Annotated in this window: 18 protein-coding genes; 7 read left to right on the top strand and 11 right to left on the bottom strand. The window is 63.4% G+C overall.

The window, feature by feature from the left end; all coding sequences use genetic code 11:
* Positions 1–36 precede the first annotated feature (36 nt).
* The 9 genes from ACLEJR_RS24395 to ACLEJR_RS24355 all read right to left on the bottom strand — a co-directional run bounded on the left by ACLEJR_RS24395 (position 37) and on the right by ACLEJR_RS24355 (position 11,402).
* Positions 37–537, bottom strand: coding sequence for a sigma-70 family RNA polymerase sigma factor (locus tag ACLEJR_RS24395; RefSeq protein ID WP_245143994.1), 501 nt, complete (start codon positions 535–537; stop codon positions 37–39).
* Positions 538–997: 460 nt separating this feature from the next.
* Positions 998–1,438, bottom strand: a complete 441-nt coding sequence (locus ACLEJR_RS24390; protein WP_440792639.1) for a carboxymuconolactone decarboxylase family protein — start codon at positions 1,436–1,438, stop codon at positions 998–1,000.
* Between the two features lie 279 nt (positions 1,439–1,717).
* Entirely contained in the window at positions 1,718–3,160 is a 1,443-nt protein-coding gene (locus tag ACLEJR_RS24385) for a mechanosensitive ion channel domain-containing protein (RefSeq protein ID WP_440792637.1), read from the bottom strand.
* Between the two features lie 183 nt (positions 3,161–3,343).
* Positions 3,344–4,210, bottom strand: coding sequence for a pirin family protein (locus ACLEJR_RS24380; protein ID WP_440817105.1), 867 nt, complete (start codon positions 4,208–4,210; stop codon positions 3,344–3,346).
* Between the two features lie 258 nt (positions 4,211–4,468).
* Entirely contained in the window at positions 4,469–5,083 is a 615-nt protein-coding gene (locus ACLEJR_RS24375; protein WP_440792634.1) for a response regulator, read from the bottom strand.
* A gap of 114 nt (positions 5,084–5,197) precedes the next feature.
* The gene (locus ACLEJR_RS24370) at positions 5,198–5,632 is read right to left on the bottom strand and encodes a response regulator (protein ID WP_440792632.1); all 435 of its coding nucleotides are present in this window, start codon (positions 5,630–5,632) and stop codon (positions 5,198–5,200) included.
* 281 nt (positions 5,633–5,913) lie between these two features.
* On the bottom strand, positions 5,914–9,147 hold the full coding sequence (locus ACLEJR_RS24365; protein WP_440817102.1) for a transporter substrate-binding domain-containing protein: 3,234 nt from the start codon (positions 9,145–9,147) through the stop codon (positions 5,914–5,916).
* A 283-nt stretch (positions 9,148–9,430) separates the two neighbouring features.
* Complete coding sequence (locus ACLEJR_RS24360; protein WP_440792629.1) at positions 9,431–10,765, bottom strand: lysine N(6)-hydroxylase/L-ornithine N(5)-oxygenase family protein; 1,335 nt, start codon at positions 10,763–10,765, stop codon at positions 9,431–9,433.
* Between the two features lie 157 nt (positions 10,766–10,922).
* Positions 10,923–11,402 (bottom strand): sigma-70 family RNA polymerase sigma factor, encoded by a 480-nt coding sequence (locus tag ACLEJR_RS24355; RefSeq protein ID WP_440792627.1) that lies wholly within the window; start codon positions 11,400–11,402, stop codon positions 10,923–10,925.
* Between the two features lie 453 nt (positions 11,403–11,855).
* On the opposite strand from ACLEJR_RS24355, the gene ACLEJR_RS24350 reads away from it, so the two are divergent.
* From ACLEJR_RS24350 to ACLEJR_RS24340, 3 genes are read left to right on the top strand one after another with little or no spacing between them, the layout of a single operon-like run.
* Positions 11,856–13,007 (top strand): efflux RND transporter periplasmic adaptor subunit, encoded by a 1,152-nt coding sequence (locus ACLEJR_RS24350; RefSeq protein WP_440817099.1) that lies wholly within the window; start codon positions 11,856–11,858, stop codon positions 13,005–13,007.
* Entirely contained in the window at positions 13,008–14,978 is a 1,971-nt protein-coding gene (locus tag ACLEJR_RS24345; RefSeq protein WP_440817098.1) for a MacB family efflux pump subunit, read from the top strand.
* A gap of 10 nt (positions 14,979–14,988) precedes the next feature.
* A complete protein-coding gene (locus tag ACLEJR_RS24340) occupies positions 14,989–16,383 on the top strand; it encodes an efflux transporter outer membrane subunit (RefSeq protein WP_440817096.1) in 1,395 nt (464 codons plus the stop codon).
* A 673-nt stretch (positions 16,384–17,056) separates the two neighbouring features.
* Here ACLEJR_RS24340 and ACLEJR_RS24335 read toward each other — a convergent pair.
* On the bottom strand, positions 17,057–17,362 hold the full coding sequence (locus tag ACLEJR_RS24335; protein WP_440817095.1) for a hypothetical protein: 306 nt from the start codon (positions 17,360–17,362) through the stop codon (positions 17,057–17,059).
* A 99-nt stretch (positions 17,363–17,461) separates the two neighbouring features.
* On the bottom strand, positions 17,462–19,084 hold the full coding sequence (gene pvdP, locus ACLEJR_RS24330; RefSeq protein WP_440817092.1) for a pyoverdine maturation tyrosinase PvdP: 1,623 nt from the start codon (positions 19,082–19,084) through the stop codon (positions 17,462–17,464).
* A gap of 632 nt (positions 19,085–19,716) precedes the next feature.
* Between pvdP and pvdM the strand changes: the two genes are divergently transcribed.
* From pvdM to ACLEJR_RS24310, 4 genes are all read left to right on the top strand, one after another.
* Positions 19,717–21,087: a pyoverdine-tailoring dipeptidase-like protein PvdM gene (gene pvdM / locus ACLEJR_RS24325; protein WP_440817090.1), complete on the top strand. Its 1,371-nt coding sequence runs from the start codon at positions 19,717–19,719 to the stop codon at positions 21,085–21,087.
* Positions 21,084–22,364 carry a pyoverdine-tailoring periplasmic protein PvdN gene (gene pvdN / locus ACLEJR_RS24320; RefSeq protein ID WP_440817088.1) on the top strand — a complete coding sequence of 427 codons (1,281 nt, stop codon included), beginning with the start codon at positions 21,084–21,086 and terminating at the stop codon, positions 22,362–22,364. Before pvdM ends, pvdN begins: the two co-directional genes overlap by 4 nt.
* Before the next feature lie 23 nt (positions 22,365–22,387).
* Positions 22,388–23,260: a dihydropyoverdine dehydrogenase gene (pvdO, locus tag ACLEJR_RS24315; protein WP_440799563.1), complete on the top strand. Its 873-nt coding sequence runs from the start codon at positions 22,388–22,390 to the stop codon at positions 23,258–23,260.
* Between the two features lie 282 nt (positions 23,261–23,542).
* Positions 23,543–25,192 (top strand): cyclic peptide export ABC transporter, encoded by a 1,650-nt coding sequence (locus tag ACLEJR_RS24310; protein WP_440817086.1) that lies wholly within the window; start codon positions 23,543–23,545, stop codon positions 25,190–25,192.
* The last annotated feature ends 85 nt before the right edge of the window (positions 25,193–25,277 follow it).

The following is a 25,277-nucleotide window of genomic DNA, read 5'->3' as shown; positions in this document are numbered from 1 at the left end:
GAAGGTCCTGTGGTTCGGGTGAAAAGTAGGCGCAGATCATGAGTCGGGTCCGTCCAGCCGATCACGCAGATGCCGCAGGGTGCGGATCATATACTTTTCCACCATGTTTTTTGACAGGCCCAGGCGCTCGGCGATTTCCGCCTGGGTCAGGCCTTCGATCTTCTGCCAGACAAACACCGTACGGCAATTGGCCGGCAGCTCGGCAAGCGCCCGTTCGATGGAGTCCGCCAGCTGGATCGCGTGCATGAAGTGCTCCGGGTCGCCCGACAGCGACTGACGATGGTCAAGGACCGCCTCCTCCATGGCTCCCCGTCGATCTTCGCGCCGATAACTGTCTACTGCAATATTACGTGCCGTCTGATGCAGATAGGCCCGCGGCTGCTGGACCGTCGCCGAATCGGACTCGAGCACCCGCACGAAGGTGTCATGGGCCAGGTCCTCGGCCTGTTCACGACTGCGCAGGCGACGGGTCCAGGTGCCGATCAACTCTTCGTAATGCTCGAAAAAGCCGGGCCTGCGGGGCAACTTGGGGGTCATCGCGGTGTGCTGCTGGGACGGGGCGGGAATAGTAATCTTTCCCATTAAGGGGAAGCAAACCTATTGCGGTGGCGATGCCAAAAGAATGCAGGAGGGAAGCCGACCTCAGGGGCGGCAACGCTGTTTTGTGGGAGCGGGCTTGCTCCGGGCGGCGATCCGACGAAAGCGTAGTGTCAGCCGCCTTGATTCTGACAGGCCTACCGCATTCGCGAGCAAGCCCGCTCCCACATTGGATATCTGTCGTATTCAGATCCGGAGGTTCATGCAACCCCCTGTGGGAGCGAGCCTGCTCGCGATAGCGTCGTGTCAGTCAACATCAACATTGCTGATCCAACGCTATCGTCGGATCGCCGCCCGGAGCAAGCTCGCTCCCACAGTTTTTTGGGTGGCGGTTAAACGGAACCTGGATACCAGACTATCGTGGAGGGCTCCCCGTGCCCCACTTCAACAGGTGAAACAATCAAGCCTCCGGCATCTTCCGAAAGCCCACCGCCAAACGGTTCCAGCCGTTGATGGCGTTGATGGCCACGGTGAGGTCGACCATTTCCTTGGGGGTGAAATGCTGGTTCAGCAGTTCGTAGTCGGCGTCCGGGGCGTGGGTGTCGCTCAGGCGGGTCAGGGCTTCGGTCCAGGCCAGTGCGGCGCGCTCGCGGCCGGTGAAGAACGGCGCTTCACGCCAGGCAGTCACGGCGTACAGGCGGCGTTCGGTCTCGCCATCCTTACGGGCATCGGCGGTGTGCATGTCGATGCAGAAGGCACAGCCGTTGATCTGCGAGGAACGCAGCTTGACCAGCTCCAGCAGGGATTTTTCCAAACCCAGTTTCGAGACGGCGGTTTCCAGTGCCAGCATGGCTTTGAAGGCGTCAGGGGAAGCGGTGTAGAAATCGATACGCGGTTGCATGGTGAACTCCAGAGCAATGTGGTGTGGCGCTACGTTAGCGCTGCGCTGGCGCACTACAAATAGCCAATTGTTGGGAAGTTCGGGTAGCCAATGGACCCATCGGTGCGGGTTTTGCGCAGGGGCCATGAACCCAAAAGGGCTGGCAAATATCGCCCCTGTGGCGAGGGAGCTTGCTCCCGCTCGACTGCGCAGCAGGCGCAAAGATTTTGGGGTCGCTACGCAACCCAGCGGGAGCAAGCTCCCTCGCCACAGGGGGTCGGATTCGACCTCGGAAGTTGCTCAAGCCCGGCTACGCAGCCATTGCAGGAAACGCTTCTTGGCCACCGGCTTGGGCGCTTCGCGGGTGAGGTTCTGGGCCAGGTGCATGCGGAAATCCAACAGGTTTTTCATCGCATCGTTGATATCGCGACGGGCATCCAGGCAGGGTTTGAGGTAGCTGTTTTCGATGCGATAAAGGGTGCAGAAGGTCTTGGCGGAAAAGTCCGCCAGGGTGGCCTGGTCGGCGACGATGCCCGCTTCGCCAATCACCTCGCCCGGTCCCATGCGCCCACCTTCCAGTACCTGGCCATTGCGCACCATCGTGACGCTGACCACCCCCGACTCAATGATGAACAGATGGTCGCTGACCTCCCCGGCCGGCAGGATCATTTCCCCGGCGCGGAAGGTCTGCAGGGTCATGTTCTGGCTGAAGGTCTCTTTCTCTTCCTGGCGAAGGGTGGAAAAGATGCTCGAGCTTTCCAGCAGCGCCCGAGGCCGCGAAAAGGCACTGGCCGACGCGCTTTCAGTAGTGGACAACAGGCTGATGCCTGACGCCCGCAGATGCCGGAATGCCAGGTCGAACAGCTGATTGCGCACGTCACGTTTCTGACTCATCGACGCCACGAAGCCACTGATTTCGTATTGCGCCCCGTCACTGCCGGAGCTTTTGAGCGTCACGCAGGGCGCCGGGCTGGCCAGCAGGCTCCGGCAGCCGATCATCGCCCGCTCCAACGCTTCGATGACTCTCTGCGGCCGGGCGTGCGGGCTGACCTGGACGCTGATGGACAAGCCGTGCACATCGCTGGGTCGGCTGAAGTTGACGATCTTGGCCTTGGCCGCCAGGGAGTTGGGAATGACCGCCATGCTGCCCTGGGAGGTCTGCAAGCGCGTGGCCCGCCAGTCGATGTCGGTGACCCGGCCTTCCGTGCCGTCGATGGAAATCCAGTCATCGAGTTGGTAGGGCTTGGTGGTGTTGAGCACGATCCCCGAGAACACGTCGCTCAGGGTGCTTTGCAACGCCAGGCCGACGATGATCGCCATCGCTCCGGAGGTCGCCAGCACGCCCTTGACCGGCAGATCCAGCACATACGCCAGCGCCGCGATGACGGCGATGAGGAAGATCACCGCACCGAGCAGGTCTTGCAACAGCCGCCCGGTGTGGCCGACCCGTTGCATCATCGCCGCGCCGATCATCACCGTCAGGGTACGTGCGGCGAACAGCCACCAGGCGATCTGCAAGCCAGTGGCGGCCAGGTGCCGCGGCACGTCGTCGGGCCACTGCGCCGGCACCATCGGGTTCAGACCCTCGTTGAACAGCAACATGCTGAACAGCGAGAAAATCACCAACCGCCCACCGATTTTCCAATAGGTCCGGCTGGCACTGACCAGCCGCCACATCAGCAGGTCGAGCACAAGCAGCACCAGGGCACAGAGCAACGGGTGGTCGGAGATCAGGGACAGCATCGGGACAGCTCCAGGAAGATCATCGACGGCTAGAGTGGCACAAGTTAAAGATACTGTAGATACACCATAAAACAGTGTGAGCGAGCCTACTCGCGATGGCGGTGCGACAGTCGCCCTATCTTTGACTGTCATGCCGCCATCGCGAGCAAGCTCGCTCCCACATTTATTTCGGCGTGGCTGGTTTCAGCCTTCCATCCGCCCAAAGCGACCCGAATGGAAATCGCTGAACGCCTGGTGAATCTCCTGCTCGCTGTTCATCACGAACGGGCCATGGCCGACGATGGGTTCGTCAATCGGCTCGCCGCTGAGCAGCAGCACCGCCGCGTCGTTGTTGGCTTGCAGACTCAACTGGTCGCCCGCTCGCTCGAACAGTGCCAGTTGTCCGGCCTCGACACGTTCGCGGTCATTGACCTGGACCGAACCTCGCAGCACCACCAAAGCGGTGTTGTGGCCCTCATGCAGGTCGAGTGTGAGGTTTTTCCCGGCATTCAGGCGGATGTCCCAGACGTCGATCGGGGTGAAGGTCTTCGCCGGGCCGTGCTGCCCGTCGAAGTCACCGGCGATCAATCGCAGGCTGCCGGCATCGTCCTTGAGGGCGATGTTCGGAATGTCAGCCTTGAGCAGCGTCTGGTAGCCCGCCGGGGCCATCTTGTCCTTGGCGGGCAGGTTGACCCACAGCTGGACCATTTCCATGAACCCACCCTGCCGGGCGAAGGCTTCGGAGTGAAACTCTTCATGGATGATGCCCGAGGCGGCAGTCATCCACTGCACGTCGCCCGGGCCGATCGTACCGCCGCTGCCAGTGGAATCACGGTGCTCCAGTTCGCCCTGGTAGACGATGGTCACGGTTTCGAAACCACGATGGGGATGTTGGCCGACGCCGCGACGCTCAGGAGTCGGTGTGAATTCGCTCGGGGCCGCGTGGTCCAGCAGCAGGAACGGACTGATATGCTTGCCCAGGCTGTCGTAGGAAAACAGCGTGCGGACTGGAAAGCCATCGCCCACCCAATGAGGCCGCGGGCTGGTGTAGAGGCCGATGATGTTTTTCATGCTGTGTCTCCAGATCAGGGTAGCGATGCTATGGACACAGCTTAAAACCGGCGTTTTTAACGCACTAGATCGCAAAAACCGATCTTAGCGTTCTATTTGCAGAACGCCCGTTCCCCACTCTACTGTGGGAGCGAGCCTGCTCGCGATAGCGGTGGGTCTTGCATGAGTGTTGAAGGTGCCGACGCTATCGCGAGCAAGCTCGCTCCCACAAGGGGATTTGTGATGATGAAGAATCTATAAACATCCGCCCCAACAAGCCTACAGATGATTACGCCTGGCAAACTCCGACAGCCCCACCAATGACTTCAAGCCGAGCTTCTCCAGCAAACGGGTCTTGTAGGTGCTGACGGTCTTGGGGCTCAGGAACAGGCTTTCGGCGATGTCTTTGCCGCGCATGCCCATCGACAGCATGCGCAGGATCGACAGCTCGCGGGTGGACAGGCTTTCCAGCGCCTGTTGTTCGGTGCGCTGCTGGAAATCGAGCCTGACCGACATCTGGGGAAAATAGGCATAGCCGGACTTCAACGCATGGATCGCCTTGATCAGCTCCTTCAGGTCGCTTTTCTTGGTCACGAATCCCCGGGCGCCGGCCGAGATGCAACGGTTGCAGAAGTGTTGCGCATCCTGGGAAGTGAACACCAGCACGCCGCAGTCAGGAAATTGCTCCATGATCCAGACCAGCAGGTCCAGGCCGTCGAAACCGTTCATCACCAAGTCCAGAATCACCAGATCCGGCGCGCCTTCCTTGATAAGGGTCCTGGCATCGGCCGCGCCACTGGCGTCGCGCACGCGGGTGAACCCTTCGTTCTGGCAGATGAGTCGCAATGCGCCTCGTATGACAGGGTGGTCATCCACGATCAATACGTCTTTCAAGGCAATTCCCCCGGTCGGTATCCATGGCACCGATGCCACGACGGCAGCGGACTCTTGCACAAATGTCCGGTCCGGCCACCTGTCAGGTCTGACAGTTCGGACCAACGGTGCGGCTCAGCTTCCATAAGCCTGCCGGAGCACTCGCGCCAGCGGTGCTTGCGACGCGTCGACCTGCACATCGACCCGCGCCATCAGCCCACGCAGTGACGCCAGGTCCGGCAGCGGGGCCAGGCTCCAGTGCATGCTCGACCGACGCCCGACAGGCACTGGTCGCACACCGGTCGCGGGCGCGTTATAGACCCATCCGTGACGAACCTGTGGGTTATAGATAACAAAATCGTGCAAGTCCAACGCCCCGCTCGCCATCCCGGCGTTGATCACCACCAGGTCGAATGGCTCGCTGCCATACTCCACCAGCGTCAACAATTCCTGCAGGTGACTCACGGGGACAATCCGGAAATAGCCCAGTTGATTGAACAGGCGCTCCAGCACCACTCGATGGGTATGTTGTGGGTCGGCAATCAGGATACGTAGTGCTTTGTTAGGCATCGGGGTATTCCAGTAGCAACGCAACGGGTAGGAAACTGGGGCGTCAGGCTAGAGGAAGGTTTTGAGAGGCGCTGTAGGACAAGTCCGAAAAAGCAGAAGGAAAAGAGTAATCCCGATCAAACGAGAGAAATCGTGTGGATGACCTGATCCTGTGGCGAGGGAACTTGCTCCCGCTCGATCGATGGGCTGGCGCTTCAGTGCGAGGCGTTCACAGACTTGGGCCTGCTGCGCAGTCCAGCGGGAGCAAGCTCCCTCGCCACAGGAGTTTGGGTGTTCTTGAGTCATTGCCCATCGGCCATGGTTTCCAGACGCTCTGCCAACTGCTCCATCGCCTGCTGCACATCCTCCACCGCCTGGCCGAGCGATACCCCTTCGGCTCCGCGACAGGCATTTTCCAGTGCTTCGCAGGCATTGACCAGGCGCCGCGCCTGGATGATCCGGGCGCCGCCCTTGATCCGGTGCGCCAAGTCCGCCAGGCCGGGCATATTGTGCTGGCTGAACAGGTGCCGCAGCCGGTCGGCATCTGCGGCATTGCTGCGCACCAGCTCCTGCAACAATTGCTGGATGGCATCGGTGCCGCCACCGGTCAGTTGTTCCAGGCTGCTCAGGTCGATATCGGCGCTGCCTGTCGCTTCAACGGCATCCGGCACGACTGAAGCCAGGCGCGCGCTCAGTTGCTTGAGGCTGATGGGCTTGAACAGGCAATCGTCCATACCGGCCTCGGCGCAACGCTGCTTTTCCTCAGGTTGGGCATTGGCGGTAAAGCCCAGGATCAGCCCCGGTGACAGGCCCTGGGCGCGCTCTTCGGCGCGAATGGCCCGGGCCAGTTCGTAGCCGCTCATCAACGGCATGTTGCAATCGGTGATGACCACATCGAAGTGCTCGCCGCGCCAGGTGTGCAGAGCTTCGACACCGTCCTGCGCATCCTGGACCCGGTGTCCCAGGTAATTGAGTTGCTGCGCCAGCAACAGGCGGTTGGCCGGGTAATCATCCACCACCAGAATGTTCAACGGCCGCAGCGGTGCGGGCGCCTCGTCCTCGGTTGGCGGCGGGTCTGCCGGCGTATCTGCCAAGGTGTCGAGCGTTGGCAGGCTGAGGCGGACTTCAACCTGGGTGCCCTGCCCCGGCACGCTGCTCAATGTCAGGCTGCCGCCCATCATTTCGCACAAGGTGCGGCTGATCACCAGCCCCAGCCCGGAGCCGCTGCGGGCCGACTGGCCGGCATGGCTGGCCTGGGTGAAAGGACTGAACAGGCGCCGCTGGTCTTGCGGCGAAATCCCGCTGCCGGTGTCCTCGATCCTCAGGCAGATACCTAGCTGTCCCTCCACCGCGCCCGTTTCGCCACGCACACTCAGGCGCACCAGGCCCTGGTCGGTGAACTTGATCGCGTTGCCCAGAAGGTTCGACACCACCTGCTTGAAGCGCAATGGGTCGATCAACACGTCGCGCCGAATTGACGCGTCCAGATCCAGTTGCAGATGCAAATGTTTCTGCCAGGCCAGGCCTTCGAAGATGCGTGCCACCGACTCGACCAATTCGTGCAGATTGGCCCGCTCCGGGGTCAGCGACAGTTTTCCCGATTCGATGCGGGCGATGTCGAGAATGTCGCCGATCAGGTCCAGCATGCCCCGGGCGGCCCCCGAGGCGACTTCAATGGCGAAACGGTCGACCACGCCCCGGTCGGCTTTTTTCAGCGCCAGTTCCAGCATGCCGATCACCGCGTTCATCGGCGTGCGGATCTCATGGCTCATGGTCGCCACAAAGGTGGTCTTGGCCCGGTTGGCCTGCTCGGCGTTCTCTTTTGCCGCCCGCAGTTGCGCCAGCAGACGCCGAAGGTACAGGCCCCACCCCAGCGTCACCAGCAGCAGCAACGCGGCGATGGCGAACCCCTGGACGATGGTCGTGCGGTTGCGCAGCCAGTAGCTGTCGTCGATCACCACCTCACTGCGCCAGCGGTTGGTCAGCTCGTCCATTTCTTCGGGGGAGATGCTCAACAGTGCCTTGTCCAGGATCGAATACAGCTCCACCGAACCGCGGGGGGTCGCCAAGGCGATGCGCGCCGGCAAAGTGCCGACGGTACTGGTGATTTGCAATCGGTCGCGGTACTGCCGAGAGATCATGTAGCGGGCGCTGATCAGCGAATTGATCGCGCCGTCCACCGTGCCCGCGGCGACCATGGCCATGGCCTCGGGGACGTTTTCGGCGGGCACCCGTTGTACCTCGGGAAAATGTTCTTGCAGGTATTGCTGCAGTACGTTGCCGCGCACCAGCGCCAGGCGCTTGCCGGCCATCTGGTTCAGCGTCAGTGGGGCCTGGGCATTGGGTGGCGCCACCAGCACGAACGGGTTGGTCAGGTACGGGCGGGTAAAGCGCAGCGCGTCTTCATCGTCCGATTCGGTGCTGACGGTGATGGCCGCCAGCATATCGGCCTGGCCGCTCTTGACCTGCTCGATCAGGTCGTACACCGACTTGCCCCGCTGGATGTCGAACTTCAGGCCGGTGCGCAAACCGATCCTGGCCAGCACATCGGCGCTGATGCCGCGGAACTGGCCTTGCTGGTCGATGAATGTCAGGGGCAGGAAGTTTTCGTCGATCACCACCCGGATTCGCGGATGGGTATCCAGCCAGCGTTGCTCGTTGACGCTGAACTGCAACGCTTGCTGTCCCGGCATGCTCGCCCCGCCCGCACTCCAGCGGCGCAGGATGTCCATGCGTTCGCCGGCGGGAATGGCTTGCAGCGCGGCGTTGACGATGCGCAGCAAACGCAGGTTGTCGCGGCGCAGGGCAAAAGCGAAGGGTTGGACCTCCATGCGCGAGAAGTCCGCCAGTTGCACGTTGTTCAGGTAGTTCTTGCTGATCAGGTAATTGGCGCTGATCGAGTCCCCGAGGTATACGTCGGCCTGCCCGAACGCCACAGCGCCGATGGCGTTGAGGGTCGAGGGGTACAACTGCAAGGTGGCCTCGGGATAAAAAGCCTTCACCGTGTCCGGGGGCAGGTAGTGATAGAGCATCGCCACTCGCTTGCCCGCCAGGTCCGAGGGCAAGTCCTGGCTGTCGTCAATACGCGCCACCAGGGTGGGCAGGTCATCGGCGTAGGCTTGGGACATGCTCAGGTCCGGCTCTGCGGCTTCGAAACCGTTGGCGGTGTCGAGCAAGTCGATCTCGCCGCTGCGCAGGGCCTCGAGCGATTCGGCACGGGATCGATAGCGCTGCACCTGTACTGAGACGTGCAGCAGTTGACCGAGCAATTGCGCGTAGTCGGCGGTCAGGCCTTCATAGTCGCGGCCATTGCCAGTGATGCTGAACGGTGCGTAGTCCGGCGCCGAGGTGCCCAGCACAAGCGTGCCCTTTTGCCGCAGCCAGGCCCAGTCAGCGGCGCCCAGTGACGCCGCATAGTCATCCACATGGGAACGCCCGAGCACCTGCAACGTCTCGGGGGCTCCGGCCACCGGCGGCGACATACTCAATGAGCCCAGCAACAGCACCGCCAGGCCTGCGCATAAAGACAGCTTCATCGGGTTCAAGTGTTGCGCTTGGCGTAATCGGCCCGGAACACCACCGACTGCATTCAGCCAGGGCAACCGGCGGATGGGTTCAAACTGCCAATGCGAGGGAACAGCGAACCGTCAAAGCCTGCCGAACCGTGGCAGGCGTGAGATGAGTGTAGGAAATTTCTGAGGAATTGCCTGAAGAACTCACAGGGGCTCGGGGTTGAACAGAAAAATTTTATTTACCCCGGACTCATTGTGGGAGCGAGCCTGCTCCCACAGGATCCGGGTGGGTCAGGACATTCGGGCTCTACACCGCAGCCAACAACTGGTCACGCACCGTACGCCCCTGGCCGCGAAGCTTGCCGTGCTCATACAGCGAGCCGGCGATCTCATCGGCGCGTACTGGCAGGATCGACAGCAGCGTATCGCTCAGGCCGTGGCTGGCCTGGCAGAAGCCCTGCATGTAGATCGCGGCCTTGCAGCGCTCGTCGGTGATCAGCTTGTAGTGACGGTCCACTTCGAAATCCCCCAGGTACTGGGCGAGCGGTTCCAGCAGGGTACGGTGCATGTGCCGCTCGTAACCGGTGGCCAGCACCACCGCATCGTAGCGGCGCACCGTCAATTCGCCGGTCGCATTGTTGCGCACGGCCAATTCGACGCCGGCTTCGGTGGCCGTGGCTTTCTCCACCGTGGTCAAGGTGCGGAACGCATGGCGGGCGATGCCGGAGACTTTCTGGCGATAGAAAATCCCGTAGATGCGTTCGATCAAGTCAATATCCACCACCGAATAATTGGTGTTGTGGTACTCGTTGATCAAGCGCTCGCGCTCCCCGTGGGGTTGCTGGAACACCAGGTCGGTGAACTCCGGCGAGAACACTTCGTTAACGAACGGGCTGTCGTCCGCCGGCTTGAGGGCCGAACCGCGCAGGATCATGTCGACTTGCACCGAAGGGAAACTGTCGTTGAGGTCGATGAACGCCTCTGCCGCGCTTTGCCCACCGCCGATGATCGCGATGTTCATCGGTTGCCCGTTCACACACGGCTGAGTCGCCATGCGCTCCAGGTATTGGGAGTGGTGGAACACCCGAGCGTCATCCTTCAGCGCCTTGAATGCCTCGGGAATGCGTGGCGTGCCGCCGGCACTGACCACCACCGAACGGGCGGTGCGCACGAATTCTTCGCCCTGGCTGTCGCGGGAAATCACCCGCAGGGTTTCCACCTGCTGGTTATGCAGGACCGGCTCGATGCGCAGTACTTCTTCGCCATAGCGGCTCTGCTCGGCGAACTGCGCGGCGACCCAGCGCAGGTAGTCGTTGAACTCCATACGGCACGGGTAGAAGGTGCCCAGGTTGATGAAATCCACCAGGCGGCCGTGGTGCTTGAGGTAATTGACGAACGAATAAGGACTGGTGGGATTGCGCAGGGTTACCAGGTCCTTGAGGAAAGAAATCTGCAGTTCGCTCTGGGTCACCAGGGTGTTGCCGTGCCAGCGATAGTCGGCCTGCTTGTCGAGGAACAGCACATCCAGTTCGCCCTGCACGGGCCCTCGTTCTTGCAGCGCGATGGCCAGCGCCAGGTTCGAGGGGCCGAAGCCGATGCCGATCAAGTCGTGAACGATGGGCGCTGCAATTGCCTGTGTCATGTCCAGTGTCCTCTGGAAAAGCCCCTCAACAGGGCGCGAAAAGCCTGGGTGACCTACCGACGCCGTGGCGGTAGGTGCCCGGGGCGGTCAGTCGTCTGTTGAGAGGAACGAGGACAGTGAAAAAAAATTTACCGCCGTGGGACCGGCGGGAGATAAATCAGCATGCGTCCCACTGTCGCACGCGAACGCGGCAATGTTTCATGGCGTTGACGATGTGTTTTTCCACCAGCGCTCGGGAAATGCCCAGCCGCTCGGCGATCTGCGGGTGGGACAGGCCTTCGAGCTTGCGCAATAGAAAGCTCTCGCGGCACAGCGGCGGCAATTCGGCCAGGGCCCGCTGCAGCATGTCCAGGCGCTGGCCATGATCGAGGCTGGTGTGGGGCGACGGCGTGAAGAAGCGCTCTTCGTTATCCAGCACGTCCAGGGATTCGACCTGGCGCAGGGTATTGCGTCGATGCCCGTCGATCACCAGGTTCAGCGCCGTGCGGTACAAGAAAGCCCGCGGCTGTTCGATGGGCGTGTCGCTGGCGCGCTCCAGCACCCGCACATAGGCGTCATGCACCACATCCTCGGCCGCCTGGCGGTTGCCGAGCCTGGCGTTGAGGAAACACACCAGTTCGCGATAGTAGTTTTCCAACCTGACTCCCGTGCGCAGTGCCTGCGACCGCTATCCCTGTGCCCCTCGGCGTGCCTGGATTCGGCAGTGGCACGATGGTGGCAGCATCAATCGCGTAATTTATAGTAATTCTCATATAGATTTAAAGCTTTCCTTTATCTCAGCGTTCGCCCCGCAATAAATGGCGCGACACAAAGCCCCTGTGGCGAGGGAGCTTGCTCCCGCTGGGGCGCGAAGCGGCCCTCATCTGCAGCTCCATCTCGACAGCGCTAACGGCGGCGCCTGCCTTGGGCCTGCTGCGCAGTCCAGCGGGAGCAAGCTCCCTCGCCACAGGGGCCATCCTGTCCCTGGGTAGCGATCCTGCTACCAAGTGTTTCAACCAGTAAATTCCCGCCCAAAGCGCTCGTTTACCAGAACAGCCTCCCGTCCCCGACACGCGTGCGACGGGCTCGATACCACCGGCCGGAACCCTGCATGAAACCTCCCCGCCCTACCCGACGCGCCTGGCTCATGACCTTCGCCTTGCTTCCGGCTGTCGCCTTCGCGGCCTGGCAAGCCGTGGCCCCCAACCGCGAAGCGCCGGCCACCGCGCTCGTCACCCGCGGCGATATCGAAAACAGCGTGACGGCCCTGGGCACCCTGCAACCGCGACGCTATGTCGACGTCGGGGCTCAGGCGTCCGGGCAGATCCAGAAGATCCACGTCGAAGCCGGCGACGAGGTGCGCGAGGGCCAGTTACTGGTGGAGATCGACCCTTCCACCCAAAAGGCCAGGCTCGACGCCGGACGCTTCTCCATCGAAAACCTCAAGGCGCAGTTGCAGGAGCAAAGGGCCCAGCACGACCTGGCGCAGCAGAAATTCCAGCGCCAGCAACAACTCAAGGCCGGCGGCGCCACCCGCGAAGAGGACGTGCAGACCGCCCGCGCCGAGGTCCGGGCGACCCAGGCACGCATCGACATGTTCCAGGCCCAGATCCGCCAGGCCCAGGCCAACCTGCGCAGCGACGAGGCCGAGTTGGGCTACACGCGGATCTACGCGCCGATGAGCGGCACCGTGGTCGCGGTCGGCGCCCGGGAAGGCCAGACCCTCAACGCCCAGCAACAAACGCCGCTGATCCTGCGCATCGCAAGGTTGACCCCGATGACCGTCTGGGCCGAAGTCTCGGAAGCGGACATCGGCCACGTCAAACCCGGGATGAACGCCTATTTCACCACCCTGGCCGGCGGCGCCCGACGCTGGAGCAGCACCGTGCGCCAGATTCTCCCGGTGCCGCCGCGCCCGCTGGAGGCCAGTCAGGGCGGCAATCCCAACGGCGGTCGCAGCGGCAGCGAACGGGTGGTGCTCTACACGGTGTTGCTCGACGTCGACAACGCCGACCGCGCCTTGATGACGGACATGACCGCCCAGGTCTTCTTCGTCGCCGCCCAGGCCAAGGATGTGCTGAGCGTGCCCAGCGCCGCATTGCAGGAAGCCACCGGCCAGGTCCGGGTGCTGGCCGACAACGGCGAGGTCCAGCCACGGGCCGTTCGCACCGGCGTCAGCGACCGTTTGCGCACCCAGGTGCTCGATGGCCTGAACGAGGGCGAGCGGGTGCTGATCGGTCCGGCCGCCGGAAACGGAGGCTGAATGAACACACCGCTGATCGAACTGCGCGACATCCGCAAGGCCTATGGCGGCGGCGACAGCCCTCGGGTCGAAGTGCTGCGCGGCATCGACCTGTCGATCCACGCCGGCGAGTTCCTGGCGATCGTCGGCGCGTCCGGCTCCGGCAAATCCACGCTGATGAACATCCTCGGTTGCCTCGACCGCCCCACCAGTGGCGAGTACCGTTTTGCCGGCGAAGACGTCGCTCGCCTGGGCAGCGACGAACTGGCCTGGTTGCGCCGCGAAGCCTTCGGGTTCGTGTTCCAGGGTTATCACCTGATTCCTTCCGGCACCGCCCAGGAAAACGTCGAAATGCCGGCGATCTACGCCGGCACCTCGGCGGCCGAGCGCCACGCCCGGGCCAGCGCCCTGCTCGCACGCCTGGGCCTGGCGAGCCGGACCGGTAACCGACCGCATCAATTGTCCGGCGGGCAACAGCAACGGGTGTCGATCGCCCGGGCCTTGATGAACGGCGGCCACATCATCCTCGCCGACGAACCCACCGGTGCCCTCGACAGCCAGAGCGGCATCGAGGTTATGGCGCTGCTCGATGAACTGGCGAGCCAGGGCCACGTGGTGATCCTGATCACCCACGACCGCGAGGTGGCGGCCCGGGCCAAGCGCATCATCGAGATCCGCGACGGGCTGATCATCAGCGACAGCGCCGTGGCCGATGCGCAACCCTCGGCGGTCAATCCGTCAGCCTTGCAAGCGGTGGACCTGCGCCAGCGCCTGAGCGCCGGCAGCGAACACAACGGTGCCTGGAAAGGCGAGCTGCTCGACGCCGTGCAAGCGGCGTGGCGATTGATGTGGATCAACCGCTTCCGCACCGCCCTGACCCTGCTGGGCATCGTCATCGGCGTGGCTTCCGTAGTGGTGATGCTGGCGGTGGGCGAAGGCAGCAAGCGCCAGGTCATGGCCCAGATGGGCGCCTTCGGCTCCAACATCATCTACCTCAACGGCACCGCGCCCAACCCGCGCGCGGCCAAGGGCATCATCAGCGAACAGGACCTGGCGGCCCTCGCCGCCCTGCCCGAGGTGCAGCAGATCATGCCGGTCAACGGTGCCGAAGCCAGCGTGCGCTTCGGCAACCTTGACCACACCAGCTACGTGGGCGGCAACGACACCCACTTTCCGGCCATTTTCAATTGGCCGGTGGTCCAGGGCAGCTACTTCAGCGACGCCGACGAACGCAGTGCCGCAGCGGTGGCGGTGATCGGCCACAAGGTCCGGCAGAAGCTGCTCAAGGACGTCGCCGACCCCATCGGTCGCTACGTGCTGATCGAAAATGTGCCCTTCCAAGTGGTCGGCGTGCTGGCCGAGAAGGGCGCGAGTTCCGGCGATTCGGACGCCGACAACCGCATCGCCGTGCCCTACTCCGCCGCCAGTGTACGGCTGTTCGGCAGCCGTCATCCCGAGTACGTGGTGATCGCCGCCCGGGACGCGGGCAAGGTCCGGCAGGCCGAGCAAGCCGTCTCCCGCACACTGTTGCGCCTGCACAACGGCAAGCAGGATTTCGAACTGACCAACAACGCCGCGATGATCCAGGCCGAAGCGCGGACCCAGGGCACGCTGTCGCTGATGCTAGGCGCCATCGCGGCGATCTCGCTGCTGGTGGGCGGCATCGGCGTGATGAACATCATGCTCATGACCGTACGCGAACGGACCCGGGAAATCGGCATCCGCATGGCCACCGGCGCCCGCCAGCGCGACATCCTGCGCCAGTTCCTCACCGAAGCGGTGATGCTCTCGGTGGTCGGCGGACTGGCCGGCATCGGCCTGGCGCTGCTGGTGGGCGGTGCGCTGCTGCTGGGCAAGATCGCCGTAGCGTTCGAATGGCTGGCGGTGTTCGGTGCCTTCGGCTGCGCCCTGGTCACCGGAGTGGTCTTCGGTTTCATGCCGGCCCGCAAGGCGGCTCGCCTCGACCCGGTCGCGGCCCTCACCAGTGAATGAATCGCACCCTATGAAAGCGCACCTGACCCTTCTGGCCGCGAGCCTCGTGCTGGCGGCCTGTGGCTCGCCGCTGCCGAAACCGGACAGCGGCATCGAACCGCCGCCGGCCTGGCAAAATGTCGAAACGCCAGGCGCTCGCACTGACAACCAGCAATGGTGGACGCACTTTGGCAGCCCGCAGTTGAACCGGCTGATCGAACAAGCGCGCCTGGACAGCCATGACCTGGCCGCCGCCATGGCCCGGGTTCGCCAGGCCCAGGCCAGCGCGGTGATCGCCGGTGCGCCACTGTTGCCGGAGATCAAGGCCGGGCTCAACGGCAATCGACAAGAGTTGCTGCGGGGCAAAGGCTACAGCCAACTGGACGTGAGTCGGGAAAGCCGCACCATCGATTACTACGACGCGAACCTCAGCGCCACCTATGAACTGGATTTCTGGGGCGGCAAACGGGCGGCGCGGGACAGTGCATTGGGTAGCCTGTCGGCCAGCCAGTTCGACCGGGCGACGGTGGAGCTGACGCTGCTCAGCGGGGTTGCCAACAGCTATACCCAGGCGTTGTCCCTGGGCGAACAGCAACGCATCGCCGAATTGAACCTCGCCAACGCCCAAAGCGTGCTCAACCTGGTTCAGACCCGCTACGACGCCGGCAGCGCCACGGCGTTGGAACTGTCCCAGCAGAAAAGCCTGGTGGCGGCCCAGCAACGCCGATTGCCCCAGGTGCAGCAACAAGCCCGGGAAGCACACATCACTTTGGCGACGCTGCTGGGGCAGCCGGTGCAATCGCTCAACCTCGCCGATGAACAGTTCGACCGCGTGCACTGGCCCGCCATCGAGGCCGGCGTGCCCAGTGAACTGCTGCGTCGCCGCCCGGACATCGCCGCCGCCGAAGCGCGCCTGACGGCGGCCGAGGCCGACATCCGCGTGGCCCGCGCCGCCCTGTTGCCCTCCGTCACCCTCGGACTGAGCCTGGGCACCGGCGCCGACATCGCCGACCAATTGCTGCGCAACAACGTCTACAACCTCACCGCCGGCCTGACCGCACCGATCTTCAACAACGGCCGCCTGAGAGCCGAACGGGACAAGGCCCGTGCCCGCCAGGAAGAACTCCTGGAGCTGTACCGCGCGGCCATCATCAACGGCTTCGCCGACGTCGAAAAAGCCCTGAGCAGCATCCGCGGAATCGACCAGCAACGGCGGTGGCAGACCGAAGAACTGCAACAAGCCCAGAACGCCTTCGACATCGCTCAAAGCCGCTACCAGGCCGGCGCCGAAGACCTGCTCACCGTGCTCGAAACCCAACGCACGCTTTATGCGGCGCAGGATATGAATGTGCAACTGCGCCTGGCACGGGTCCAGGCGAGCGTGGCGTTGTACAAGGCGTTGGGTGGGGGTTGGCAAGTCAACTAAGCCGCCCTTCCCGCACTGATGCGGATCCGGACTAACCCCCGTGGCGAGGGAGCTTGCTCCCGCTCGGTTGCGCAGCGACCGCTAGATTTTGGGGCCGCTTCGCAGCCCAGCGGGAGCAAGCTCCCTCGCCACATTGGATCTGCTTCAACCCGAAACCGGCTCCACCCCAGCCCCCCTGTGGGAGCGAGCCTGCTCGCGATGGCGGCGTATCTGTCACCGCGATGTTGGACGTGCCGCCGTCATCGCGAGCAAGCTCGCTCCCACAGGTTTTTCTGTCGTTCGCCAAGCCTGAGCGCGGCGCCCATCCACTGTGGAAAGGGCCGGCTCAAGTTTTGTTAACGCTGCAACGTAGAACGCCGCTCCCCCGTTAACCGCACCCAAGCCAAGTGCCACCTGTGGCGAGGGAGCTTGCTCCCGCTGGACTGCGCAGCGGCCCCCAGCTTTTTGCGGCTGCTGCGCACCCGAGCGGGAGCAAGCTCCCTCGCCACGGTGGATCTGCGTCAACCCAAACCTGATTCCAACACCGTCCCCCTGTGGGAGCAAGCTTGCTCGCGATGGCGGTGTCTCTGTCACTGTGATGTTGACTATGCCGCCGTCATCGCGAGCAAGCTCGCTCCCACAGGGTTTTCGGTCGCTCATCAAGCCCGGGCGCGAAACCCTGAACGGCCTGGGATTACCCCGCCGCCGCAGGCACCTTGATCGCGGCCGTGGCGAGGTCAATCAGTGCTTGGCTGTCGGCCACATCCACGTCGCTGTCGCCATCGATATCCCCGTGCACCGAAACCTTGTCGAATGGGCCTTCCGGCTTGGTCCTGGTCACGCGTACGCCGTAGGAGGAGATGATCGAATCGCGAAACTCATTGTCGGGGTTGTCATCGACAAAACCCGTCATGCGGGTCACGAAGTCGATTTCCACTGCCCGGTAGGTTTGTCCGGTTTTCTCGGTGAGAGTGATCAACACGCCTTTGCTGGTTTCCATGGCAAGTCCTCATTGCAGATGAGTCGCTGGCATTGGCAGCAATCTATCCCCAGCGACGAGCAGCGTCTCCTGTAAGAACTAACAGGTGCACACCGCGCGTCAAACCGGCTTGGCCTTGAGATTGCGCGCATACCATGGCCGTTGCGGCACGCGGCGAAACAGTTCGGAGAGTTTCTTGTCATCGTTGCCGAAGGTGATGCGCAGGGCCAGTTTCATGGTCTCCGGGTCCATTTCCACCGAGCGCCCGGCCTGTAGCCCCGGCGTGGTGCTGCAGCCATGGGTGTCCGGACCCAGCCACGGGTCGGCGATTTCCACCCAGCGGCCAGGGGCGAACCAGGGCACGCCGTTGACCGTCAGCCGGCTCACTTCGCCGGGATGGAAACGTTCGTGGGCGCGGAACCAGTCTTCGAGGCGGTCGTCGATCCAGCCGTGGAAGGCCCAGAACACCGGGTTGACGTGGGATGAGAACGGGTCCCCGAGAAAGTCGTTTTCCGCCGCGAACCAGCGCTGGGCGAAGTCGGCGGGGTCGCGGGCGAATGGCACCGGATGGCCGTTGGACGGATCGCGAGGCACCGAGGCCCAGCGCATGTGCAGCCAGTCGTGAAGCCCCAGCTCCACTTCCGAACCGAACTGGCCCAGGGTCAGTTTCGACAGATAGCGTGGGTCACGGTAGCGTGATTCCCAGACCTGGAAATTGCTGTGGTAAGTCTCAGCCGTCTTGATGTCACTCACCCACTGGGCGTATTGCTCGTCGCCATCGGCCAGCCAGGTGGGCGGCAAAGCGGTGCCATCGTGATTATCGAAATACCGGGCGAACCCGAGGCGATCACGTTCCAGCTCCGGTTGCGGCAACGGGAAGCGCGGCCACGAGGGCAACGCCTGGAACGAACGGGCCGTACCGAGCATGTGCCGGTGCATGAAAAAGAAATCGATGCCCGAGCCGTTGCGGTCCTTGCGCGGACCGCGGGCATCGCGCTCCTGATCCCGCGGGCCGGGCTGCCAGCCGATGCCGCGCAGGGCGTTGCGCTTGTCTTCGTCCAGGGTGTGCCACTTGTCCCGCGTGGCATGCCAGAGCTGGTGAAACAACCGATGCTCAGGCGACACCAACCAGGCCAGCAGTGCCGGGCCCAGCGGCGTACGCTCCCGAGCCTCGGGAAAGCGCTGCTTGACGGCGATCACCTGAAGGTCCTGCTCAGGCAGGGCCAGCGGACGATCCAGACGCAACACCCGACCGCTGAGGGTCGCGCTGCCGGCATTGCCGAAACCGGCCCAGACTTCATCCAGGGTCATGATGAACTCGTAATCCGGCACACCGTCCGCAGCCCCAGTGCCGATCAGCCGCCAACTCACCTGCTGGGGGTCTGTCCCGGCCAGGTCTCCCAACACCCGATAACGCGGCTCATCCCCACCGCGCAGCCGCTCGGCGGTGTCGAGATACCCCACCAGGCCACGGCCCTTATGGGCGATGTCGAGGAACAGTTGCAGACCTTCATCCGGCAAACCGTCGAGGGCCGTTGCGCCTCCAGTGAAGCGAATAGACCAGATCCCCCGCAACGTATCCGCCCGGCGCTGCCCCGCCACATCCGCCACCTCGAATGAAGCCTCGCCAGGGGTGATGGTCGGATCCGGCCGCGTCAACTCACGATGCCCGTAAAACACCGCCGGCACAGCGGCACCGGTCAGCGCCAGGCCTGCCATGAACCATCGTCGAGAAATCGTCATTGCCTTACCTGTGTCAGCCTTTGAGGGTGGGCTTTATCCAAGCTAGGACGAGGGGTGGGTTGGCAAATTTAGGGGGTGCCTGTGAAGACGCCATCGCGAGCAGGCTCGCTCCCACAGGTGGATTGGGTATGGCCGGGAGAGATGGGTCGGCTGGCAGGCCGCCTTCGCGGGCAAGCCCGCTCCCACAGTTGGATCGGGACAACACCGGAGATATAGGTCGGCTGTCAGGCCGCCTCACTTTTGCTTTGCTTTTGCTTTGGCTTTTGATCTCGGACGCCCCATCAACCACAAGGGCCGAACGCAGGCATTGCGTAGTGGGCAACCCGGCATGGATGCCGGGTTAGCCGCGCAGGGCCATGGATGGCCCATCGAGGCGGGCCCACGGAGCAATGCCGGAGTGAGGGAACACCGAGCGTAAGCGAGGTGCCCAGTGGTGGGGCAAGAGCGTTTTGCTTACTTTTGCGCTTCTCAAAAGTAAGCCGCCGTAAAGGCGGAACCGTAAGAAGCCGTTATCGCAGCAACGGATATACCCCCAATCCACAACCCCACACCGCCTAAATTTCCCCGCCATCTACTCGTCCTCCCCACATAGCAAAGCCCCCCACGCCCGGCAAACCTGACTGAGATCGGCAATGACAACACGACGTTCGAAAAAAGCGCTACTCACCGGCGTGCCCCTGGCCCTGGCGCTGGTGATCGGCGGCAGCCTGGCAGCCTGGGACCACTGGTGGCGAGACAACCCCGGCTACCCAGTCAAAGTCATGAAACAAGCCAAGGCCCTGCACGACCGCCTGCTCTCCTTCGACAGCCACATCACCGTCCCACTGGATTTCGGCACCGCCGGCCACGAGGCCGACAAGGATGGCAGCGGCCAGTTCGACCTGGTGAAAGCCAACCGCGGCCAATTGTCCGGCGCCGCCCTGACGATCTTCGGCTGGCCCGAGCTGTGGAACGGCCCCAACGCCCCGCACAAACCCACCGCCGGGTTCGTCGAGGAGGCGCGCAACCAGCAAGAGGTGCGCTACAAGATCATCAGCGGCCTGGTCCGCGATTTTCCCAACCAGGTCGCCATCGCCTACACCCCGGAGGATTTCCGCCGCTTGCACGGCGAAGGCAAGTTCGCGATTTTCATCAGCATGCTCAACGCCTACCCCCTGGGCCACGACTTGAGCCTGCTGGACCTGTGGACGGCGCGCGGCATGCGCATGTTCGGATTCAGCTACATCGGTAATAACGACTGGGCCGACTCGTCCCGCCCGCTGCCATTCTTCAACGACTCACCCGACGCGCTCGGCGGCCTGTCGGACCTGGGCAAGCAAGCGGTGACCCGCCTCAACGATCTGGGGGTGATCATCGACGTGTCGCAGATGTCGAGCCAGGCCCTGGAACAAGTCGCGCAGCTGAGCCGCACGCCGCTGGTGGCGTCCCATTCGGCACCACGGGCGATGGTCGACATCCCGCGTAACCTCAGCGACAAGGAACTGCAACTGATCAAGCGCAGTGGCGGCGTGGTGCAGATCGTCGGCTTCTCCCAATACCTGCGCCCGCTGACGCAAAAGACCCAGGACAAACTCAATGCCCTGCGCCAACGCTTCGACCTGCCGCCGCTGCCCAACCTGGCCATGGCCCTGATGCCGGGCGATCCGATCATCGCCGCGTGGCCGGAGCAGAAGTTCGGCGAATACGCCGCGCAGCTCTACGGCATTCTCGAGGAAGAACCCAAGGCCAGCCTCAAGGACCTGGGGGACGCCATCGATTACACCGTGCGCAAGATCGGCATCGACCACGTCGGCATCAGCTCGGACTTCAACGAAGGCGGCGGTGTGAAAGGCTGGGAGAACGTCGGCGAGATCCGCAACGTCACCGCCGAATTGCTTACCCGCGGCTACTCCGAAGCCGACATCGCCAAGCTCTGGGGCGGTAATTTCCTGCGGGTCTGGGACCAGGTGCAACAAGCCGCCCGCCCCCCGGTGGCCTCGGCCCAGCAGGTCAGCCAGCCATGAATGAACGCCGCACCTTTCTCAAGCAGGCCGGCATCCTCGCGGCCAGCCTGCCCCTGGCCGCCAGCCTGCCCGCACAGGCAAGCACCAAGCCACTGCCATCGCTGTCCCGAGACAAATGGGCGCAGTTGCGCACGTTGTTCGACCAGGATCCGGACTATCTGCACTTCTCCAACTTCCTGGTCACTACCCACCCACGCCCGGTGCGCGAGGCCATCGAAAGACACCGCGCCGCCCTCGACCAGAATCCGGGGCTGTTGATGGACTGGGACCTGGGTGTGACCGAGGAACGCGAAGAGAACGTACGGACCTGGGCCGGTCGCTACCTGCAAGCCAGCCCCCAGCAGATCGCCCTCACCGGCAGCACCACTGAAGGCCTGGCGATGATTTACGGCGGCGTGCAAGTACGCGCCGATCAGGAAATCCTCACCACCGCCCACGAACACTACGCCACCCACACCATTCTCGATCTGCGCACCCAACGGGACGGCACCCGGGTACGCAAGATCAAGCTGTTCGAGCAGGCCCACGCCGCCAGCCACGACGAAATCCTCAGCGCCATCGACCGCAGCATCCGCCCCGAAACCCGCGTGCTGGGCATGACCTGGGTGCATTCGGGCAGCGGTGTGAAGCTGCCGATTGGCAAGATCGGCGCGCTGGTGGACAAACACAATCAGGGCCGTAGCGATGAACAGCGGATCATCTATGTGGTGGACGGCGTACACGGTTTCGGCGTCGAGGACCTGAGCTTCCCCGAGATGAACTGCGACTTCTTCATCGCCGGGACCCACAAATGGATGTTCGGTCCGCGGGGCACCGGCCTGGTGTGCAGCCGCAGCGCAGAACTCAAGTACGTCACGCCGATCATCCCGACCTTCTCCGAAGCCACGGCATTTTCCACGGTCATGACGCCCGGCGGTTTTCACGCCTTCGAACACCGCTGGGCGGCGGACGAAGCGTTCAAGTTGCACCTGCAACTGGGCAAGGCCGAGGTCCAGGCGCGCATCCATGCCCTCAACAGCTACCTGAAAAAACAGCTGCTGGCCAAGCCACAGATCGAGCTGGTCACGCCGTTGAGCCCGGAGCTGTCGGCCGGCTTCACCTTCTTCCGGGTCAAAGGCCGCTACAGTGACGAGATCGCCGGCTACCTGATGAAAAACCGGGTGATCGCCGACGCCGTGCATCGCGACGCCGGGCCGGTGGTGCGCACCGCGCCGGGGTTGCTCAATACCGAAAACGAGATCGATCGCTTCATGGGCCTGCTGACCCAGACACTCTGAACCTGACTTTACGAGAAAGAACGATGAACAGTTTTCCATCGATGCTTGCGGCGCTGTTCCTGGCCGCCCTGCTGCCCTCCGGCGCCCACGCCTCGCAACCGGGCCAGGTGTTGCGCGACTGCAAGGACTGCCCGGAAATGGTCGTACTGCCCACCGGCACCTTCCAGATGGGCACCCCGGAAGACGAAGTGGGACGCGAGCCCGACGAAGGCCCGGTGCACCCGGTGACATTTGCCCGTCCGGTGGCGATCAGCCGTTTCCAGATCCTCAAGAGCGAGTGGTTCGCCTACCTGCGGGACACCGGCTACACCATGCCCGATGGCGATGAGCGACCGGGGCGGGCGTGCAAGGCCGGCATCCCGGACTACCAGGGCAGCGACCCGCGCAAGCAATACACCGACCGGCACCCGGCGGTGTGCATGGATTTCGCCGAGGCCAACGCCTACGTGGCATGGCTGTCGAAAAAAGCCGGCAAGCCTTACCGGCTGGTCAGCGAGTCCTTGCGCGAGTACGCGGCACGCGGCGGCAGCACCGGCCCGTTCCCCTTCCCGTTCGACGAGGGCAAGGACTACAGCATCGCGAAGCACGCCAACACCTACGGCGCCGCCGACGGCTACAACTTCACCGCCCCGGCCGGCAGCTTCGCACCCAATGCCTTCGGCGTGTACGACATGCACGGCAACATCTACGAGTGGACCGCCGACTGCTACAACGAAAACTACCTCGGCGCCCCGAGCGACGGCAGCGCCTGGCTGACCGGCAAGTGCGAGTTCCGCCGGATCCGCGGCAACGATTGGGGTGAGGCGCCGGTGTTTTCTCGCTCCGGCAACCGCAACGCGCTGGTGCCCAGCGTGCGTGGCGACTGGATCGGGTTCCGGGTGGCGCGGGATATGTAACCCGAGTTTGCATGGTTCAGGGGAGCTTTCCGTGGCGAGGGAGCTTGCTCCCGCTGGGCTGCGAAGCGGCCCCCAGGTTTTGCGGCCGCTGCGCGCCCGAGCGGGAGCAAGCTCCCTCGCCACAGGTGCTTTGTTCGCCTGGGCCTACCGAGTCAAGCATCCTTAAATCCCCTCCCCCACCAAACGTCTAACAGACGGGCGCGATCCAACCGGCGCACCTGCGTCCCCGGCAAATGCCCCCGATGCCTCCGCCCCTTTTTCCATCCAGCAGGGACCCCCTCCATGAGCCAACCAAAACGCGGTGTGATCCATGAATTGTTCACCCTGCTCAAACCCTTCCGGCTGATTGTCATCGGCGCCATCGTGCTGGGCATGGTCGGCGGCCTGAGCGTCACCGTGCTGCTGGCGACGATCAACCAGGCGCTGCACGCCGAAGGCGGTCTGACCCACACTGTGGTGGGTGTCTTCGCCGGGTTGTGCCTGCTGGCGCTGGTCAGTTCCATCTGCTCGGACATCGGCACCAATTATGTCGGCCAGAAAATCATCGCCCGGTTGCGCAAGGAGCTGGGGGAAAAAGTCCTCTCGGCGCCCATCGAGCAGATCGAACGCTACCGCAGCCACCGGCTGATCCCGGTGCTGACCCACGACGTCGACACCATCAGCGACTTCGCCTTCGCCTTCGCCCCCCTGGCGATCTCCCTGACCGTCACCCTCGGTTGCATGGGTTACCTGGCGCTGTTGTCGTGGCCGATGTTCCTGCTGATGCTGGTGGCGATCGTCATCGGTACCGTGGTCCAGTACATCGCCCGCGGACGCGGGATCAAGGGTTTCATGGCGGCCCGCGATGCGGAAGACGAACTGCAAAAGCACTACAACGCCGTCGCCGAAGGCGCCAAGGAACTGCGCATCCACCGTCCGCGCCGCCAACGCATGTACGTCTCGGGCATCGAGCGCACCGCCGACCATATCTGCGATACGCAGATCCGTTCGGTGAATACGTTCGTGATCGCTAAGACCCTGGGCTCGATGCTGTTCTTCGTGGTGATCGGCCTCGCACTGGCCCTGCAATCGCTGTGGCCGAGCACGGACCAGGCGGTGATGAGCGGCTTCGTGCTGGTGCTGCTGTACATGAAAGGCCCGCTGGAACACCTGATCGGCACGTTGCCGATTGTCAGCCGCGCCCAGATCGCCTTCCGCCGCATCGCCGAGCTGTCGGAACAGTTTTCCTCACCGGAACCGCATCTTTTGCTCAGTGACCAAGGGCGCCCACAAACGACGGTGCAAGGCCTGGAACTACGCGACGTCTCGTACGCCTTCCCGGCGGCCGAAGGCGCCCGGCCGTTCCGCCTCGGGCCGGTCAACCTGAAGATCGACCAGGGCGACATCGTGTTCATCGTCGGGGAAAACGGCTGCGGCAAGACCACCCTGATCAAGCTGCTGCTGGGCCTGTACGCCCCGCAACAAGGAGAAATCCGCCTCAACGACCAGGTGGTGAGCGCCCTGACCCGGGATGACTACCGCCAGTTGTTCACCACGATTTTTGCCGACTACTACCTGTTCGACGACATCGTGCAGGGCGACACCCACATCCCGGAGGACGCCAACAAGTACCTGCAACGCCTGGAAATCGCCCACAAGGTCAGCGTGCGCGAGGGTGCTTTCACCACCACCGACCTCTCCACCGGTCAGCGCAAGCGCCTGGCGCTGGTCAACGCCTGGCTGGAAGAGCGCCCGGTGCTGGTGTTCGACGAATGGGCCGCCGACCAGGACCCGACGTTCCGGCGGATCTTCTATACCGAGCTGCTGCCGGACCTCAAGCGCCTGGGCAAGACCATCATCGTGATCTCCCACGACGACCGTTACTTCGACGTGGCCGATCAACTGGTGCGGATGGAAGCCGGAAAAGTGGTCACCGAACTGCAGCCTGCGTAAATAGTCACGATTCTCATTTCCGGTTTTGCGACGGTCGTGCGTCCTAATTAGGAATTGCTCACAACTACATCCACTTAACACCTGC

The sequence above is a fragment of the Pseudomonas sp. SMN5 genome (assembly GCF_052041925.1).
Classification (GTDB): Bacteria; Pseudomonadota; Gammaproteobacteria; order Pseudomonadales; family Pseudomonadaceae; genus Aquipseudomonas.
This window is presented reverse-complemented; position numbering and strand designations above follow the sequence as displayed.